This is a genomic window from Natronosalvus rutilus, from assembly GCF_024204665.1.
Lineage (GTDB): Archaea > Halobacteriota > Halobacteria > Halobacteriales > Natrialbaceae > Natronosalvus > Natronosalvus rutilus.
This window is the reverse complement of sequence record NZ_CP100355.1, coordinates 72,853-88,060: the sequence shown is the minus strand read 5'-3', so window position 1 is coordinate 88,060 and position 15,208 is coordinate 72,853. Positions and strand designations below refer to the sequence as shown.

The following is a 15,208-nucleotide window of genomic DNA, read 5'->3' as shown; positions in this document are numbered from 1 at the left end:
ATGGTCGATCCCCGCCGGCACCGATTCCGAAGCCACCTCCCCTCGCGTCGCTCCGTTCGTTCCGTTCTCCGGGCCGCCACCCGCCCGCGCGAGCGCCGCTACGCGCTCCTCGTGAGCGTCCTCGCCGGCCTCGTCGTCTTCACCCTCGCGAGCGAGTTGTTCCCGTACCACTCGAGCAACGACGACGAGGCGGTCTACCTGCTGCAGGCCGCGATGTTGCTCGAGGGCCAGTTCCAGATTCACGCGGGCGCCCTCGCCGAGGCCGTCAGACCGTGGTTCTTCGTCCTCGAGGATGGCCGGCTGTATCCGAAGTACGCGCCCGTCCCCGCCGGAATGTTCGCCGTTTCGATGGCCCTGTTCGGCGAGCCCCGGGTCACGCTGGCGATCGTGGCGGCGCTCAACGCCTACCTGATCTACGTCCTCGGCTCGACGGTCGCCGACCGACGAGTCGGCCTCGTCTCGTCCGTCCTCTTCGCGGCCTCACCGATGGCGCTCCTCTCTTCGTCCGTCTTCCTCCCTTACGCCCCGACGACGCTGTGGAATCTCCTCTTCGCCGTCTGCTACCTCCGGGGCGTCCGCTCCAGCGACTCGAGGATGGCCGCCGTCGCCGGGGTCGCCGTCGGCATCGCGTTCTTCGCCCGGCCGTACACCGCCGTCCTGTTCGCCCTGCCGTTCGTCGTCCACGCCGGCTGGCAGACGGTAACCACTCTCCGACGGGGCCGCCCGCTGGCCGACCCCGTCCGCCGAAATCTGCTCACAGGGACGATCGGCCTCGCGTTCGTCGCCCTCGCGCTCGCGTACAACGCTCGACTGACCGGTTCGCCCCTCGAGTTTCCGTTCCAGGCGTTCGCGCCGCTAGACGGACCCGGGTTCGGCTATCGTGAGATCGTGGGCCACGGCCTCGAGTACACGCCCGCGCTGGCGCTCGAGGCCAACGGCTACGTCCTGTGGTACTCCGCCACCCGTTGGGTCGTCGCCGGGCCGATTGGCACCCTGGCGGCGGTCGCGGGACTCGCACTGGCGGGTCGGCAGTGGCTTGAGGGGCGCCGGACCGGATCGCGATCCCAGGGTTGCCTGGTCGCCGTCTCTCCGCTGCCCGCCGCACTTCTCGCGGGCGTCGTCGTCACCGTCGTCCTGGGCAACGTCGCCTTCTGGGGCAATTTTAACATCTTGGCGACGATGGACGACCCGACGAACGGCCTCGTCAGTCGGTTCGGCCCCTTCTATCACTTCGACCTGCTCGCTCCGTTCGCCATCTTCGCCGCCATCGCGATGGTGTCCGGGTGGCGTCTCGCTCGGCATCGCGTCCCCGAACTCCTCGAGCGAATCGACGCGCCGGTTTCGTCTCGCAGGGTCCTCATTTCCCTCGCCCTGGTGGCGACGCTCGTCCTCGCGACGACCACCGTCGCGCTCGTCTCGGGACCGATCGATCGCAACGCCGACTACACCCGGAGTGCCGAGGCGGCCTACGAACCGTTCGACGATCGCGACCTCGAGAACGCCCTCGTCTTCCAGCCCGCGCCCTACGGCCAGTGGACCAACCATCCCTTCCAGGCGCTCAGGAACGACCCCGACCTCGAGGGCGACGTCGTCTACGTCCTGGAGGGCGACCCCGAGAGAGAGTTCACCGCTTTGGACGCCTATCCCGACCGCCATCCCTACCGGTACACCTACCGCGGCGCGTGGGGTGCGAGCCCCGACCAGATCGAGGCCGTTTTCCAGCCACTCGAGGTCCGCCGGGGTTCGACGATGGACGGCGAGACGACAGTCGGCGTCCCTGACCGGGTCAGCCGCGCCGTCGTCACCCTCGAGGGGGCGAACGGCTCCGTCGAGTACCACCTGGAGGACCCGACCGACGAGATCAGCGTCGCCTGGACGTTGGCGGCCGCGAGCGACGACGCCGGTACTGCTACCCTGTCGGCGCCGTCGGCGGCGACTCGCACGCCGACCGAAGAGGGGATCGAACTCGCGGCCAGCGACCGGGTCGTCCTCTCGGTCACGCTCGTCCAGCCCGACGGCGGTACGTACACCTACCGCCAGGAGACCACGGTTCGGGTCGAAGACGGCGCGCTCGAGGTCGTCTGGCCGCCCGAAACGCGAGGCTGTCGGCTCGTCACCGACTGCGGTCGGGAGGGGACGTTGCTCGAGGACGCTGACCTGCCCGAGTGGGAACGCCTCGAGGCGGAACTCGAAGTGACTGCGGATTAACGACGAACGTTCTTCACAAGCAGCGTGCTGGTGAGAGCGCTGTCACTGGGACGATAACGGACAACGGTGATGTGTTAAAACTTCCCGTACCCGAGCGCCTCCAGATGTTCCTCGACGGTCCCATCGTCTTCCGTGGGATTCGCCGCTGGACTCGCAATATCGTCAGTCGCGACTGATTCGTAGTCGGTCGCAGTCGTCGTCGCCCACGGAACTCGTTTCACGTGTGGGTGCGGAAGGCCGGTTGGGTGCCCCTGGATTCCCCACTCGCCGAATGCCTCGCCGTGATCGGCCGATAGTACGACTGTCTCCGCATCGAGGTTCTCGAGGAGCACTCCGACCGAATCGAGCGCGTGGCGAAGGTTGTTGAGATACATTCGCCACACCACTTCGTTCGGCACTGAACCTTGCTTGAGCGCTCCCCACGCACTCTGCTCGATGTCTGTCAACTCTCTCCCACCGTCCATTACTGCATCGGCAATGTAGGGCGTGTGTGGCTGCGCGTAGTGGACGACGAGTCGGTCGGCATCGGCTTCTCGTCCGGCCAGGATGGCTCGGTTCGTCGTCGCTTCTGGGGGAACCGTATCCAGCCGTTCGTCTCGACAGTCGCGCCACACCGGATCGTATCGGAGGAAGTCGTGTTCCGTGACCGGCTCTGCACCCGGCCAGCAGAACGGGACGGCAATCCCCGGGAGGTATCGGCCGTTCATGAAGACATCCCGGTCGAAGCCATTGGCCGTCACGAGTGCGGTTTCCTGGACGTCCTCGAGACGGTCTTCGTTGAACGTCTTGACCAGCCACTCCCGGGAACCACTTCCCACGGACAGTATCGACTCGATGCTCCTCGCGTCCAGAAAGTCGTATTCGGGAGCGAGGTACCGAAGTGCATCTACTCTGCACGCATCCAGAATGATGAGTGCGTCCCACTCGAGGTCGTACACGTTCGTCCCTATGGGACGTCGAGACGTCGCCGTGAACCATGGCCCAAGATACAGACAGTAAGCCGCCTCCAGGACCGCTCGCTTCTTGTCCGACTTCCAGTTTCGCTTCGCTCGGTCGATCCAGGAGTGGACGCTAAGTTCCCTCATGCGGTGCGCCCGTCTCCGTTGCCCGCCCAGTGATCGTCGCCGATCGTCTTTCCGGCGTATTCCTGGTGTGCGACCAATTGGTCTCGTTCATCCTGGTTCGGCCCCCTGTGTGCTTGCTGGCTTCGGACGTTTGAACGCGTGACCCGTGTCCCTGTACGGCGGTGTGCGCTGGTAGAAAAGCGTCGTATCATCGCCATGTGATGTCGGTGTCGATTCTCGAGGTGCCCCGACCGGTTTCGATGATCGATCCATGGGTGTCTCGTCATGGCGTACGGAATTATCGGTTGTAGAGGGAACTCCATACCATACGTTACCCTGAAGTATACCCCTTTATTTACCAATACTCTAAACGCAAGACTGCGGACACCCTTATAAACGTCTGGGAATTTGGCGACTATTCCCTGCTGAGCATAGTCTCTACTAGCCGCATCGACCAAGCGAAGTCTTTCAGCAGGCGAGAATTGCACGGTGGCAACTATTGAGAGAAACGAAATCGTCCGTATCTTGAATTCGAGTCGAATAAACATACGTCAGCAGACGATTCGAATCGAACGAGAGACCCAGCGGACGAGTTTCCGCTCTCCTCGGCGTTCAGTGGTCGGTACTGTGTTGAATCGCGTTTCGCTGGGATGCTCCCGTGCGGTCAACGGTGGCGATACGGTACTCTGCACTGTTTCGCTGGTTGAAAATGACAGAACGAGACCGTCTCTCGAGGGGCCGGATTATCGAAACCCGCTCGCAGTTGATCGCTAGGCCCCTCGCGGCGCTCTCCTCCGAACGAAACACACGGGGTTGGAGCATAGACGTAGTCGCCGTATCAATACCTTCGCCCGCGACCGTTCCAGTGGCAGCGCTCACCAGCACGCTGTTTCTGAAGAGCGACGACGAATAGTGTCGAAATGTAGTACTCCGATGTAGTCGATGCCCGTCTATCGATCGTGCTGTCGCGGCTCGTGTGGCAACTCTCGCATGCGCTCCTCGAAGGCGACCTTGCCGATGGATCGCGCGATCTCGTAGCCGCCCTGGATGGGATCCAGTTTGGTCTCGCCCGCGCGCTCGGCGTAGGCGATGGGGTGTTCGACTACGTCGTAGCCGCGCATCAGCGGACGGATCAGGAGTTCGGCCGAGAGGCCGGTGTTCTCGGACCACTCGACGTCCTCGATGACCTCGCGACGGTAGGCACGCATGCCGGTGGTGGTGTCGTGGACGCGCGTACCCATCAGGACGCTGGCGAGGGCCGCGAAGGCGTGATTGCCGAGTCGGTTGAGCGCCGGCATCGCCTCGGCGCCGTGGTAGAGGCGGTCACCGCTGACAACGTCGTGACCGCGGTTGATCAACTCGAGGAACTCCGGTAACTGATCCATCGGGTAGGTGTCGTCGCAGTCGGTGGTGACGATCACCGGGCGCTCGGGCGCCGTGATGGCGGCGTGGACGGCGACGCCGTAACCCTGAGGCTCCTGTTCGATCACCGTCGCGCCGTGTTCGCGCGCGATGTCAGGCGTTCGATCCGACGAACCGTCGACGCAGACGACCTCGGCGCGACCGTCGGTCACGTGCTCGATGTCAGCGAGGACGGTTCCGATGGCCGCCTCCTCGTTGTACGTACCCATCACGACCGCGAGGTCGTCGAAGGTGTACTCGTCGGCGCTGCTCCCGTCGGTGGCCTCTCGCGTCGGGCCGTTGCTGGAGTCCGTAACGGCGCCAGGACCGACCGATTTCGCGCGTCGATTCGAGGTCTCGGCGTCGGCCTCGAGTTCGTCGCCGTCTGCAGGCGTTTCTACGCTCATTACCGGTACTTTCTCCGACCAGCACTTAAGTTTTAGGTTTGCCTAAAACACCGCCGACCGAGCACTAGAGGGCGTCCTCGATCGCTTCGGCCGCACGCAGAGCTAGCGCGGCGATAGTCAACGTCGGATTCATCGCACCGCCGGTGGGAAAGACTGAACTCGAGACGAGCCAGCAATTGTCCAGGTCGTGCGTTCGGAGGTCGGAATCGACGACGCTTGCGGATGGATCATCACCCATTCGGGTCGTCCCCATGTGGTGGTAGGCAGGTCCGGTGTTCTCCGGTCCGACCTGCCAGGTGATCTCGGCGCCCAGTTCCTCGAGGATCGATCGCTGGATCTCGTTGACCCGCTCGATGGTTCGCAGCGCTCGCTCGCCGACGTTCCAGTGGACGTCCGGGATCGGCACGCCGTTGGCGTCCGTTCGCTCGGGGTCGAGACCGACGTAACTGTCCTCGCGGGGGAGTTGTTCGACGAGCGCGCCGACGCCAACGTGGGCGCCGTACTCTGCCCGGAGGTGCTCGAGGAGGGCGTCGCCCCAGTCGTCGCCGGTGAGCGCCAGTTCCACTGGGGAGGGACCGGCGTAGTTGAAGAACTCGAGTTTGAACGGCGCAATCTCCTCGTCGGCCTCGTCGTAGAACTGGTGGCACTCGCTGGTGAGGAAGCCGACGTGGTTCTGTCGGGTCGGCTCCTCGAGGACGCCGCCCATCCCGGCGAAGAGGTGATCCATGAAGTATCGCCCGACGAGGCCGCTCGAGTTCGCGAGGCCGTCAGGGTAGTGGTCGGATTCCGACACCAGCAACAATCGTGGCGTCTCGACGCCTCCGCAGGCGACGACGAAGGCGTCGGCCGCCTGGCGGTACGTGTCGCCGTCCGGGGTCGCGTAGATCGCCGCCCTGACCGCGTCGGGGCCGTGCTCGAGGCGCGTGACCGGAACCCGGTCGAGCACCGTCGCCCCAGCGGCCTCTGCGCTCTCGACGTGGACGGTGGCGTCGTACTTCGCGCCGGAGGGGCAGACGGGCTGGCAGGTGCCGTAGCCGACGCAGCCGCCGCGACCGTCGTAGGCTTCGGAGTTCCGGGCGTTCGGGACCGGGTGCATCGCGATCTCGAGAGCGTCGCAGGCCTGGGCGAACAGGCTATCGCTGTAGGAGGGCGGAAACGCCGGCATCGGGTGGGGTTCCTCCCGGGGCGGCCCGAAGGGATTGTCGGCGCCCGAGACCCCAATTTCTCGCTCGGCGTCGGCGTAGTACGGCCGGAAGTTGGCGTAGTCGATCGGCCAGTCGACGCCGACCCCGCGGACGCTCGCCGAATTGAAGTCGTCCTCGTGGAGGCGCATGACCATCCCCTGCCAGTGGAGCGTCGAACCGCCGACGCCCCTGACGCGGGCGTGATTCAGGGGATAGAACCACTCTCCGGAAGCAGCGTGGGCGTCGCGTTCGGGGTCGCCGTCCCAGACGTCAGGCCGGTCGTAGGCGGGCCGGATCGCACGTTCCTGCCTGGCTAACCGATCGGCCGGATCGAATCGAGGCCCAGCCTCGAGGATCACCACCTCGTGACCCGCCTCCGCGAGTCGCGTCGCGACGATACTGCCGGCGGGCCCGGATCCGATCACGCACACGTTCGCCCCCGCTACCGGGGTTCGATCCTCGGATTCGACCGACTCGTTCGTCGCCTCCGCGGGTGGTCGGCTCCAGCTCACGGCTCGGACCTCCGTTTGGAGAAACTCACGAGTCGGGCCCCCGCTGATAGGTGTCGATTCCGCCCGGGTGGCCCTGCGGGTTCTCGAGACCGGCCAGTTCGCCGCCGGTCGGCGACGTGTACAGCGCGAGCAGGAGCTCGTTGACGACGTAGTACCGAACTCGCTCGGCGGTCGTGCCCTCCGGCGCTTCCGAGGCGGCGTCCGCCCCGAGTTCGCGGAGGAACCGGTCCCGGTCCGCGACCGACAGTGCGACGAATCGAGCGTCGTGCCACGACTCGGACAACTCCTCGAGTTTCGCGACGGTTTCGTCCATCGCCGCCGCGTGGTCGGGGTCGGCCAGTCGCCCCTCCAGGAAGGTCTCGACGAACGGCTCGACGCCGTCGATTCCCGAGGGGTAGACGACCTCGGCGGCGGCGATCAGCGTCGCTCGGATGCGCTCTTCGTCGACGGACGTCGTGTCCTTCGCCGCCCTCGAGCGGCCGTACCGGAGGGTCGCGGCGGCTCCCCCGCCGACGCCGAGCGCCGCGAGGGCAGCCACGGCGTCCCGTCGCGTCAGGTCCATCACCGCGAGTTAGGCACACCTAAAACTTATACTCGTTGAAACCGGAGTGGCCGTCAAACGACACCGGCAAATACGCCGGGACTCGAGAGTCGCGTACCTGCAGATGTCACGACCGTCGTTCGTCCGCCGAATCACAGCCAACGACGAGCTCCCGCTGGGGTTGACGGCCCTCGTCGCGGCCATCGCGGCGACCCTGCTCTTTCCGCTCTCGTGGCTCCTGGTCGAAGCCACCAGGATCGACGGCGGTCGCGCCTGGAGTCTACTCGTGCGACCCAAGACGGTCGAAATCGTCGGCAACAGCCTCCTGTTGATGGTCGGCGTCACCGTCTGCTCGGTTCTCGTCGGCGTCCCGCTGGCGTGGCTCACCGTCCAGACCGACCTCCCGCTTCGGCGCTTCTGGGCCGTCGCCGTCGCCCTGCCGCTGGTCGTCCCCAGCTACATCGGCGCCTTCGCGTTCGTGTCCGCCTTCGGCCCCCGCGGCGAGTTCCAATCGATCCTCGAGCCCCTCGGAATCGATCGATTACCCGAAATCTACGGCCTCTGGGGATCGATCCTCGTCATCACGCTCTACACGTACCCCTACGTCTACCTCACCACCCGCGCGGCGTTGCTCTCGTTCGACACGCGACTGCTGGACGCCGCCCGGACGCTCAACCACGATACCTGGGGCGCCTTCCGCCGGGTGACGCTCCCCCAGATCCGACCCGCCGTAATCGCGGGCGCACTGCTCGCCGCGCTGTACGCCGTCTCGGATTTCGGGACGCCCGCGATCATGCAACTGCCCGTCTTTACGAGACAGATTTACGTCGAATTCCAGCAGTGGAACCGGGAGTACGCGGCCTTCCTCTCGCTCCAGTTGCTCGCCATCGTCCTCGTCGTCCTCGCCCTCGAATGGAAGGTCCGCTCGAACCGCACCGTCCGCGGCGACGGCGGCGACGGCGGGTCCAGGACCGTCGTCGAACTCGGCCGCTGGCGCTGGCCGGCGACGCTCCTGCCCGTCGGCGTCACGGCCCTCTCCCTGCTCGTTCCGCTGTGGATCCTGGGGCTGTGGCTCGTGACCGCCGACCCCTACGCTCGTCCCGAACTGGCCTTCGAGTTCGAGTACGCGTACAACTCGCTTCTCGTCTCGGGGGCCGCCGCGCTCGTCGCCGTCGCGGCCGCGATCCCGGTCGCCTACCTGGCGGCCAGGTCCAACGCCACGTTCGTCTCGGTGCTCGAGCGGGCGACGTACGTCGGTTTCGCCGTTCCCGGCGTCGTCCTCGGCCTCGCGCTCGTATCCGTTGGGACGGACTACGAGGCGCTCGACCTGCCGTACGCCCCGGCACTGTACCAGACGCTCCCACTCCTGATCTTCGCCTACGTGATCCGGTTTCTCCCGCAGGCGGTCGGCTCGATTCGGTCGACGACCCTGCAGGTCGATCCGACCCTCGTCGAGGCCGCTCGGACGCTCGGCGACACGCCCCTGAAGTCGTTCCGCCGGGTGACGCTCCCGCTCATCGCCCCGGGGATCACCGCGGGGGCCGCGCTCGTCTTCCTGACGACGATGAAGGAACTGCCCGCGACCCTCTTCTTGCGTCCGACCGGCTTCGACACCCTCGTGACCGTGATCTGGCGGGCCCAGGAGGCCGCCTACTTCCAGTACGCCGCCATCCCCGCGCTCATGCTGATCGTCGTCTCGGGCCTCTCGATGGTCGTGCTCCTCACGCAGGGGGGTCGCGAGGGGCTCTGAGCCGCTGGGCACGAGTATCGGGTAGTCGTTCGGGCCTGGTGAACTGGATCTAGCTGGCGACCGGCTCCAGCTGGTGAGCCGGATCAAGCCGACGACCCAGGTTTAGCCGGTAAATCGAATCAGACGCCCTCGAGCGGCTCCACCAGCGACGGTTCGTCCACCGTCGGACTATTGACCGCCGTCGACACTGGATAGGTCCGCATCTCCTCGGCGGGGTAAGGCTCGAGCAACTCCCGCGGGTCGTCGGCAGTTAGCCACTCGCGTTCGCGATCCGGCTCGAGGATCACCGCCATGCGGCCGTGCAGGTCGGCGACGAGGTCGTTTGGACGAGTCGTGAGCACGGTGAACGTCTCGACGGGTCCCGACTCGCGTGTGGCGGCACTTTCGTTCTCACTCTCGCTCGAGCCACCGCCGTAGGCCTCGAGTCCTGTCTGGGTGGTCTCCGGGTCGGGCTCCCAGCGCTCCCACAGGCCGGCCATCGCGAACGGGCGGTCGTCCGCGAGCGCGACCCGGTAGGGTTGCTTGCCCCCGTTTCCAGTTTCGGTCCACTCGTAGAAGCCGTCGGCGGGGACCAGACACCGACCTCGAGAGACGGGTTCCCGATTTCCTGCGTTCGATTCATTCCGTTTAGACGGTTCATTCACGTCGCCTGAACGGTCGACTGAGCCACTTTGCATCTCGTACGCTGGGTGAAAACTCGGTTTCTCGGCCACCGTTTCCGCCCTGGCATTGATTAGCCCGTTCGATCTGCTCGAACCGCTCGAGCCGCCCGAGACCTGCACGTCCTCGCGCCAGCCCGGACGTAGCCCCCACTCGAGGTGCTGGAACGTGGCGGGTTCGTCGTTCGTGACCACCGGCAGGCGCTGTCCCGGCGCGGCGTTGTACCGCGGTGCAAACGTTTCGTCGGACGGGAACCTGGCGTCGAACCGGTCCTCGAGGTCGCCCTGCTCGAGAAAGAGGGTGTAGCGGCCACACATACGTCCCTGGAGGGGTGCCAGGAACAAACCGGTATCGCCCCTCAGGACGGTCAACTATAGTTTTGAACGAAATCCCGATCGTTCCCCGTGGTATGCGGCTGCTAAGGACTGATTAAGAACTGGCTGCAATGGGATGGGCCGGATTAACACGTTCGTACTCATGACCCTCGGTCTCTTCGACACGAGTATGTCCGCCGAGCACACGGACGCCTACGAAGCGTCGTTCACCGACGACGGATGGTTCGAGATTCGCGAGTACGACCAGCCCGAGCGCTGGATCACGACAGACTCGCCGGTCGAGTGCGAGCGGTGATCGCCGGCGCCTCCTCGAGATCGTCGTTCGGTTCCCGGACGTGGGTTCGACTCGAGTCCATACCGGGCGACTCGAGTCCGACCCATCTCGCGGAGAGCCGTCGCTCGAGGGAGTAACAGCGTGAGAGAAAACCGGCGGCCTGCCTAGGCCTCGAGATCCGTGGTCGCCAGCAGCACCTGCAATGCGTCAGCCGGCGATATGCCGTCGTCGAGCTGCCCGGCGTACCAGGTCAGGAGGTCGGCGAACACCTCGCGAACGTCGTGAGACGTCGCGCGGTGGTGTGCGATTTCGCCGTCGGTCTTCAAGGTGATCTCGACCCCGTGGGGTTCGGACGCGGTCGCGAGCCACTCGTCGGGCTCGTTTGCGTCCGAACCGTTGGAACCGGTTCCGAACTCGAGCCCTCCATCGGACTCGAGACCTATACCGGCACGCTGGCGTGTGCGTTCACCAGCCGTCTCGGTCTCGAGGCCGCGTTCGCCGTCCGGTGACGGTAACGAGGGGGACTCGAGGTCGGAACTCAAATTTGACTCCGACCGCACGACGTACCGATTCTCACCCAACTGCTTGACGGTCTCGTTGTCGGGCGTGACCTCGAGGTCGTCGGGGGTGAGGATTGCGTCGTCGTGTGTCGGGTTAGAGGTCATATGTGCGTGAATTTAGACCTGGACGACTTCCTTGTCCCCGAAGGTCGATGGGACGCTGATCCCGTAGGTGAACTGCACACCGGACTGATCGACCAGTTTGATCGTCGCGCTGTCACCGCCCTCGAGTCCTTTCCCGGTGAGTTCACTCGCAGTGTCAGTAGCTGCTGATCACGACGATCTTCATCAACGCCGCGCTCTCCGCCATCATGATTCGACTCATCGACCGGGGGCACATCCTCAGCGGGCTCGTCCACTTCGTGTTCATGTCCTGGCTGGGTGCCATCGTCGCCGCGATCACGACCTACGTCGTCAACGTGGTCGTCGCCGTCTGAAGGGCTCGATTTCGCTCTCGGGTTGGCGACTACAGGTCGGTACCCGCGCCCGGTATCATCAAGAGAGCCGATGCTCCCGGGCCCTCTATCTCGACGGAGAACAGCGGTCGCTGGCGATTGGTGCGTGCTGCGCCGAAGAGGGCCGACCACCCCGCTGGCGGCCGACCCCTGCCCGGGATCGCCCCCGGGCTACAGTATCAGCGACGCCACGGCCAGTACCAGGAAGATCAGGACCAGCCACTTGGCGATGGTCATGCTCAGGCCTGCTACACCACCTGCCCCGAGGGCGGCGGCGATCAGTGCTATCACGAAGAACAGCAGTGCCAGTTCGAGCATACCATCTATGGGAATCACGGATTTCTGCAAACCAATGCGGCCTGCAGGTGCCACCAACTCACTAGGGGGGAGATAGTACGTGTCCAGTGACCGTCACGACCGATGACGAGAACTGTTCTCGTTGTCGAGTCGCAGATTGCTCGCATCTCGTGTAGCGGACCGCCCGCGGCTCGAGTTAGAAAACGGCACCTGGCGTGGCCAGCGAACGCCGATCACTCGAGCGGTTCCGGCGCGGGTGGGGCTCGGCGCTTGTGCGCGCTGGCCTCGTACAACCCGCGGACCATCTCGACCGTTTTGGGGTCGACCTCGAGCCGCCGAGCCGTCGCCGCGACCGAGAGCGGCCCGTCGACGTGGCTCACGAGGATCGCGTCGAGGGTGTCGTAGTCGATACCGAGTTCGTCCTCGTCGGTCTGGTCGGCCCAGAGCTCGGCCGTCGGCGTCTTCGTCACCAGCTCCTCCGGAGCGCCTAGGGCACGGGCGAGCTGGCGAACCTGCTGTTTGTACAGGTTCCCGATCGGGTGACAGTCGACCGCGCCGTCGCCGTACTTCGTGAAGTAGCCCACGGCGGCCTCGCTGCGGTTGCCGGTCCCCAGCACCAGTCGTCCGTCGTGGTTCGCCACCAGATAGTTGAACACCGCCCGGACGCGAGCGCGGGCGTTGCCGACTGCCAGGTGGTCGCCCTCGGCCTCGGGGTAGGCCGCGAGCAGCGCCTCGACGACGGGTTCGACCTCGATCACGTCGTAACTCATCTCGAGGTCCCGCGCTACCCGCTCGGCGTCGCTCATGTTGTCATCGCTGCTGACGCGAGCAGGGAGGACGAGGCCGTGAACGCGTTCGGCGCCGAGGGCCTCGACGGCGAGGTAGGCGACGGTCGTACTGTCGATCCCGCCAGAGAGTCCGAGGACGACGCCGTCGACGCCCGCAGCCTCGACCTGGTCGCGCACGAACTGCACCACGTGGTCGCGTCGCGCCTCGAGTTCCGCCTCCGAGAATCGAAGATCGATCATCGCGCGTGTGTTTGCTCGAGAGCGACTAATAGGCTCGCCTCGAGCGGGAAAAGTGGACGAGCGTCCGGTTTAGAGGGGGTCGTGAGCGCTGCGTTCATCGTCTGTTCGTTCCCGGGCTCGTTCGGCGATCCCGAGTCTATACTTTTACCATTGCATCTGCTATACAACGTGCAATGTGGGGTTCCGATTCACGGAACTCGAGCGGTTGGGACTGCGTGCGTGGTCTCGAGAGATACGGGGGTACCGGGTACCAGAACGCGCGGTCCGGGAATTGAACTCGAGGACGAGACCTCACTCCGTTCGGTCTCGCGTAGTTCAATTTCGTCGTGCGATAGCTGTCGCTCGCGAACTTGCTCGCGAAAGCAATGCGCGGTCCGGGAATTGAACCCGGGCTATTAGCTTGGGAAGCTAATGTCCTACCACTGGACCAACCGCGCTCGCCCACTCCTACCACCTCCTCGTTTAAGTGCATTCCTTTCTGCGTCACCGACTCGAGAGCGTGCGCTTTTCATACTCGAGGCTCGGACTCATGGATATGCGAACCAAGGGGACGGTCACACTGGCGACGCGAGGCTCCACCCTCGCCCGGCGTCAGGCGGACCTCGTAGGCGAGGCCCTCGAGAACCGCCGCTACGACGTCGCGTTCGAGACCGTCGAAACCACGGGCGACCAGCTACGAGACGAGTTGATCCACCGACTGGGGAAAACCGGCGCATTCGTCCGCGAACTCGACGAGCACGTCCTGGAAGGGAGCGCCGACGGCGCGGTCCACTCGATGAAGGACATGCCGACCGAACAGCCCGGCGACCTCGTCACCGCAGCGGTGCCGGAACGCGCCCGACCTGGCGACGTGCTGGTGACCCCCGACGGAACGAGCCTCGAGGACCTCCCGGAGGGGGCAGTCGTCGGCACCTCGAGTCTCCGACGACGGGCCCAGTTGCTGGCTGAGCGCCCGGATCTCGAGGTCGAGCCGATCCGCGGCAACGTCGACACCCGCCTCGAGAAGGTGCTGGCGCCCGCGCTCCAGGCCGAGCGCGAGGAGCGACGCGAGGCGGACAGCGAACGGAAGGGGAACGCGGGTAGCGACGGCGGAGGGTACAAGCCGTCGTACGACGATGGTGACGCTGACGACGAGAACGGTGACGAGGCCGACGAAATCACCACCGTCGACGACTGGCACGCGACCCTGAGCGACCTCGAGCAACGCGCCCTCGAGCGCGACGTCGACGTCGCGTACGACGCGCTCGTCCTCGCCGAGGCCGGCCTCGAGCGCAGCGGACTGAACGAGTACGTCGAGTACCAGCGACTCTCCCCCCAGACGTTCGTCCCCGCACCCGGTCAGGGTGCGCTCGCGGTGACGGCCGTCGACGGCGAGACCGCCCGCGAACTCAACGAGGTTCTCGCCCATCCCCGGACCCGCGTCGAGACGACCGTCGAGCGGTCGATCCTCGCGGAACTCGGCGGCGGCTGCATCGCCCCGGTGGGCATCTACGCCGTCCTCCAGGGGGAGTACGTCCACGCGAACGTGCAGGTGTTTGACGAGGACGGCCAGAAGTCGGTGACCGGCAGCCGCGACCTGCCGGTCGAACGCCACGCGGCGGCCGCCCGACAGTTCGCCCGCGACCTGGCCGAACGGGGCGCTGCCGAGTTGATCGAGGCTGCTCGAGAGACGGAAGACGAAGAGGCCGAAGTGGGCGCAGCGGACGTCCAGACCGAAGAGGGCCGCGATGACTGAGGTCGAGGCCGAAGCCGACGTCGGCACCGTCTACCTCATCGGCAGCGGACCGGGCGACCCCGACCTGCTCACCGTGAAAGCGAAACGGCTGCTCGAGACCTGCGACGTCGTCCTCCACGACAAGTTGCCGGGCCCCGAGATCCTCGAGTCGCTTCCCGACGACGCCGAGGACGTCGGCAAGCGCGCCGGCGGCGAACGCACGTCCCAGGCGGAGATCAACGAACGGCTGGTCGCGCTGGCCCGTGAGGGCACGGACGTCGCCCGCCTCAAGGGTGGCGACCCGTTCGTCTTCGGGCGAGGTGGCGAAGAAGCCGAGTACCTCGCCGAGCACGGAATTCCGTTCGAGGTCGTCCCCGCGGTCACGTCGGCGGTCGCCGCCCCCGCCGTGGCCGGCATCCCGGTCACCCACCGCGACCACGCCTCCTCGGTGTCGTTCGTCACCGGCCACGAGGACCCCACGAAGCCCGAGTCGGCCGTCGACTGGGAGGCCCTGGCCGCCACGGGCGGGACCATCGTCGTCCTGATGGGCGTCGGTCGCCTCTCCGACTACACCGCGGCCCTGATCGAGGCCGGGCTGGCTCCCGAGACGCCCGTCGCCCTCGTCGAGCGCGGCACCTGGCCCGGTCAGCGGGTCGCGACGGGAACCCTCGAGACCATCGTCGACGTTCGCGACGAGGCCGGCATCGAACCGCCCGCCGTGACGGTTATCGGCGACGTGGCGGGAACGCGCAAACGGGTGCTCGAGTTCCTGGCGAACGAGCGAGGCGGCGATCGGATCGAGAACGGGGGGACCTGAA

The 15,208-nt window shown here is 65.9% G+C and carries 14 protein-coding genes, 1 tRNA gene and 1 pseudogene; 6 read left to right on the top strand and 10 right to left on the bottom strand.

Annotated features, from left to right (window positions below; genetic code table 11):
* Complete coding sequence (locus tag NGM29_RS00450; RefSeq protein ID WP_254158310.1) at positions 1 to 2,208, top strand: ArnT family glycosyltransferase; 2,208 nt, start codon at positions 1 to 3, stop codon at positions 2,206 to 2,208.
* 74 nt (positions 2,209 to 2,282) lie between these two features.
* On the opposite strand, the gene NGM29_RS00445 is transcribed toward NGM29_RS00450, so the two are convergent.
* From NGM29_RS00445 to NGM29_RS00430, 4 genes are all read right to left on the bottom strand, one after another.
* Entirely contained in the window at positions 2,283 to 3,293 is a 1,011-nt protein-coding gene (locus tag NGM29_RS00445; RefSeq protein WP_254158309.1) for an alkaline phosphatase family protein, read from the bottom strand.
* A gap of 929 nt (positions 3,294 to 4,222) precedes the next feature.
* The gene (locus NGM29_RS00440; protein ID WP_254160654.1) at positions 4,223 to 4,903 is read right to left on the bottom strand and encodes a dolichyl-phosphate hexose transferase; all 681 of its coding nucleotides are present in this window, start codon (positions 4,901 to 4,903) and stop codon (positions 4,223 to 4,225) included.
* A gap of 241 nt (positions 4,904 to 5,144) precedes the next feature.
* The gene (locus tag NGM29_RS00435) at positions 5,145 to 6,776 is read right to left on the bottom strand and encodes a GMC family oxidoreductase (RefSeq protein ID WP_254158308.1); all 1,632 of its coding nucleotides are present in this window, start codon (positions 6,774 to 6,776) and stop codon (positions 5,145 to 5,147) included.
* 25 nt (positions 6,777 to 6,801) lie between these two features.
* Positions 6,802 to 7,338, bottom strand: coding sequence for a gluconate 2-dehydrogenase subunit 3 family protein (locus NGM29_RS00430; protein WP_254158307.1), 537 nt, complete (start codon positions 7,336 to 7,338; stop codon positions 6,802 to 6,804).
* Between the two features lie 103 nt (positions 7,339 to 7,441).
* On the opposite strand from NGM29_RS00430, the gene NGM29_RS00425 reads away from it, so the two are divergent.
* The gene (locus NGM29_RS00425) at positions 7,442 to 9,067 is read left to right on the top strand and encodes an ABC transporter permease (RefSeq protein WP_254158306.1); all 1,626 of its coding nucleotides are present in this window, start codon (positions 7,442 to 7,444) and stop codon (positions 9,065 to 9,067) included.
* A 119-nt stretch (positions 9,068 to 9,186) separates the two neighbouring features.
* Here NGM29_RS00425 and NGM29_RS00420 read toward each other — a convergent pair whose 3' ends face one another.
* On the bottom strand, positions 9,187 to 10,044 hold the full coding sequence (locus tag NGM29_RS00420; RefSeq protein ID WP_254158305.1) for an SOS response-associated peptidase: 858 nt from the start codon (positions 10,042 to 10,044) through the stop codon (positions 9,187 to 9,189).
* A gap of 187 nt (positions 10,045 to 10,231) precedes the next feature.
* Between NGM29_RS00420 and NGM29_RS21105 the strand changes: the two genes are divergently transcribed.
* Positions 10,232 to 10,357, top strand: coding sequence for a hypothetical protein (locus NGM29_RS21105; protein ID WP_256498842.1), 126 nt, complete (start codon positions 10,232 to 10,234; stop codon positions 10,355 to 10,357).
* Between the two features lie 143 nt (positions 10,358 to 10,500).
* Here NGM29_RS21105 and NGM29_RS00415 read toward each other — a convergent pair whose 3' ends face one another.
* Together NGM29_RS00415 and NGM29_RS00410 are read right to left on the bottom strand one after the other, a co-directional pair.
* Positions 10,501 to 11,001: a DUF7500 family protein gene (locus tag NGM29_RS00415; protein ID WP_254158304.1), complete on the bottom strand. Its 501-nt coding sequence runs from the start codon at positions 10,999 to 11,001 to the stop codon at positions 10,501 to 10,503.
* 12 nt (positions 11,002 to 11,013) lie between these two features.
* Positions 11,014 to 11,133, bottom strand: a pseudogene (locus tag NGM29_RS00410) (archaellin/type IV pilin N-terminal domain-containing protein); the annotation flags it as partial.
* A gap of 74 nt (positions 11,134 to 11,207) precedes the next feature.
* Between NGM29_RS00410 and NGM29_RS00405 the strand changes: the two are divergent.
* Positions 11,208 to 11,333, top strand: coding sequence for a hypothetical protein (locus tag NGM29_RS00405; protein ID WP_311136835.1), 126 nt, complete (start codon positions 11,208 to 11,210; stop codon positions 11,331 to 11,333).
* Positions 11,334 to 11,522: 189 nt separating this feature from the next.
* On the opposite strand, the gene NGM29_RS00400 is transcribed toward NGM29_RS00405, so the two are convergent.
* The 3 genes from NGM29_RS00400 to NGM29_RS00390 all read right to left on the bottom strand — a co-directional run bounded on the left by NGM29_RS00400 (position 11,523) and on the right by NGM29_RS00390 (position 13,113).
* Positions 11,523 to 11,669: a DUF1328 family protein gene (locus NGM29_RS00400; RefSeq protein WP_254158303.1), complete on the bottom strand. Its 147-nt coding sequence runs from the start codon at positions 11,667 to 11,669 to the stop codon at positions 11,523 to 11,525.
* Between the two features lie 212 nt (positions 11,670 to 11,881).
* Positions 11,882 to 12,676 (bottom strand): NAD+ synthase, encoded by a 795-nt coding sequence (locus NGM29_RS00395; RefSeq protein ID WP_254158302.1) that lies wholly within the window; start codon positions 12,674 to 12,676, stop codon positions 11,882 to 11,884.
* 366 nt (positions 12,677 to 13,042) lie between these two features.
* Positions 13,043 to 13,113, bottom strand: a tRNA-Gly gene (locus NGM29_RS00390).
* A 98-nt stretch (positions 13,114 to 13,211) separates the two neighbouring features.
* Here NGM29_RS00390 and hemC point away from each other — a divergent pair.
* Together hemC and cobA are read left to right on the top strand one after the other, a co-directional pair.
* Positions 13,212 to 14,411: a hydroxymethylbilane synthase gene (gene hemC, locus NGM29_RS00385; RefSeq protein ID WP_254160653.1), complete on the top strand. Its 1,200-nt coding sequence runs from the start codon at positions 13,212 to 13,214 to the stop codon at positions 14,409 to 14,411.
* Positions 14,404 to 15,207 carry a uroporphyrinogen-III C-methyltransferase gene (cobA, locus tag NGM29_RS00380; RefSeq protein ID WP_254158301.1) on the top strand — a complete coding sequence of 268 codons (804 nt, stop codon included), beginning with the start codon at positions 14,404 to 14,406 and terminating at the stop codon, positions 15,205 to 15,207. The genes hemC and cobA overlap by 8 nt, the downstream gene beginning before the upstream one ends.
* The last annotated feature ends 1 nt before the right edge of the window (position 15,208 follow it).

Excerpts from the sequence above, each read along its gene's own strand:
- NGM29_RS00450 (WP_254158310.1), top strand. The coding sequence starts at position 1 with ATGGTCGATCCCCGCCGGCACCGATTCCGAAGCCACCTCCCCTCGCGT.
- cobA (WP_254158301.1), top strand. The coding sequence starts at position 14,404 with ATGACTGAGGTCGAGGCCGAAGCCGACGTCGGCACCGTCTACCTCATC.
- NGM29_RS00445 (WP_254158309.1), bottom strand. The coding sequence starts at position 3,293 with ATGAGGGAACTTAGCGTCCACTCCTGGATCGACCGAGCGAAGCGAAAC.
- hemC (WP_254160653.1), top strand. The coding sequence starts at position 13,212 with ATGCGAACCAAGGGGACGGTCACACTGGCGACGCGAGGCTCCACCCTC.
- NGM29_RS00430 (WP_254158307.1), bottom strand. The coding sequence starts at position 7,338 with ATGGACCTGACGCGACGGGACGCCGTGGCTGCCCTCGCGGCGCTCGGC.
- NGM29_RS00420 (WP_254158305.1), bottom strand. The coding sequence starts at position 10,044 with ATGTGTGGCCGCTACACCCTCTTTCTCGAGCAGGGCGACCTCGAGGAC.
- NGM29_RS00405 (WP_311136835.1), top strand. The coding sequence starts at position 11,208 with ATGATTCGACTCATCGACCGGGGGCACATCCTCAGCGGGCTCGTCCAC.
- NGM29_RS00425 (WP_254158306.1), top strand. The coding sequence starts at position 7,442 with ATGTCACGACCGTCGTTCGTCCGCCGAATCACAGCCAACGACGAGCTC.
- NGM29_RS00440 (WP_254160654.1), bottom strand. The coding sequence starts at position 4,903 with ATGGGTACGTACAACGAGGAGGCGGCCATCGGAACCGTCCTCGCTGAC.
- NGM29_RS00415 (WP_254158304.1), bottom strand. The coding sequence starts at position 11,001 with ATGACCTCTAACCCGACACACGACGACGCAATCCTCACCCCCGACGAC.
- NGM29_RS00395 (WP_254158302.1), bottom strand. The coding sequence starts at position 12,676 with ATGATCGATCTTCGATTCTCGGAGGCGGAACTCGAGGCGCGACGCGAC.
- NGM29_RS21105 (WP_256498842.1), top strand. The coding sequence starts at position 10,232 with ATGTCCGCCGAGCACACGGACGCCTACGAAGCGTCGTTCACCGACGAC.
- NGM29_RS00400 (WP_254158303.1), bottom strand. The coding sequence starts at position 11,669 with ATGCTCGAACTGGCACTGCTGTTCTTCGTGATAGCACTGATCGCCGCC.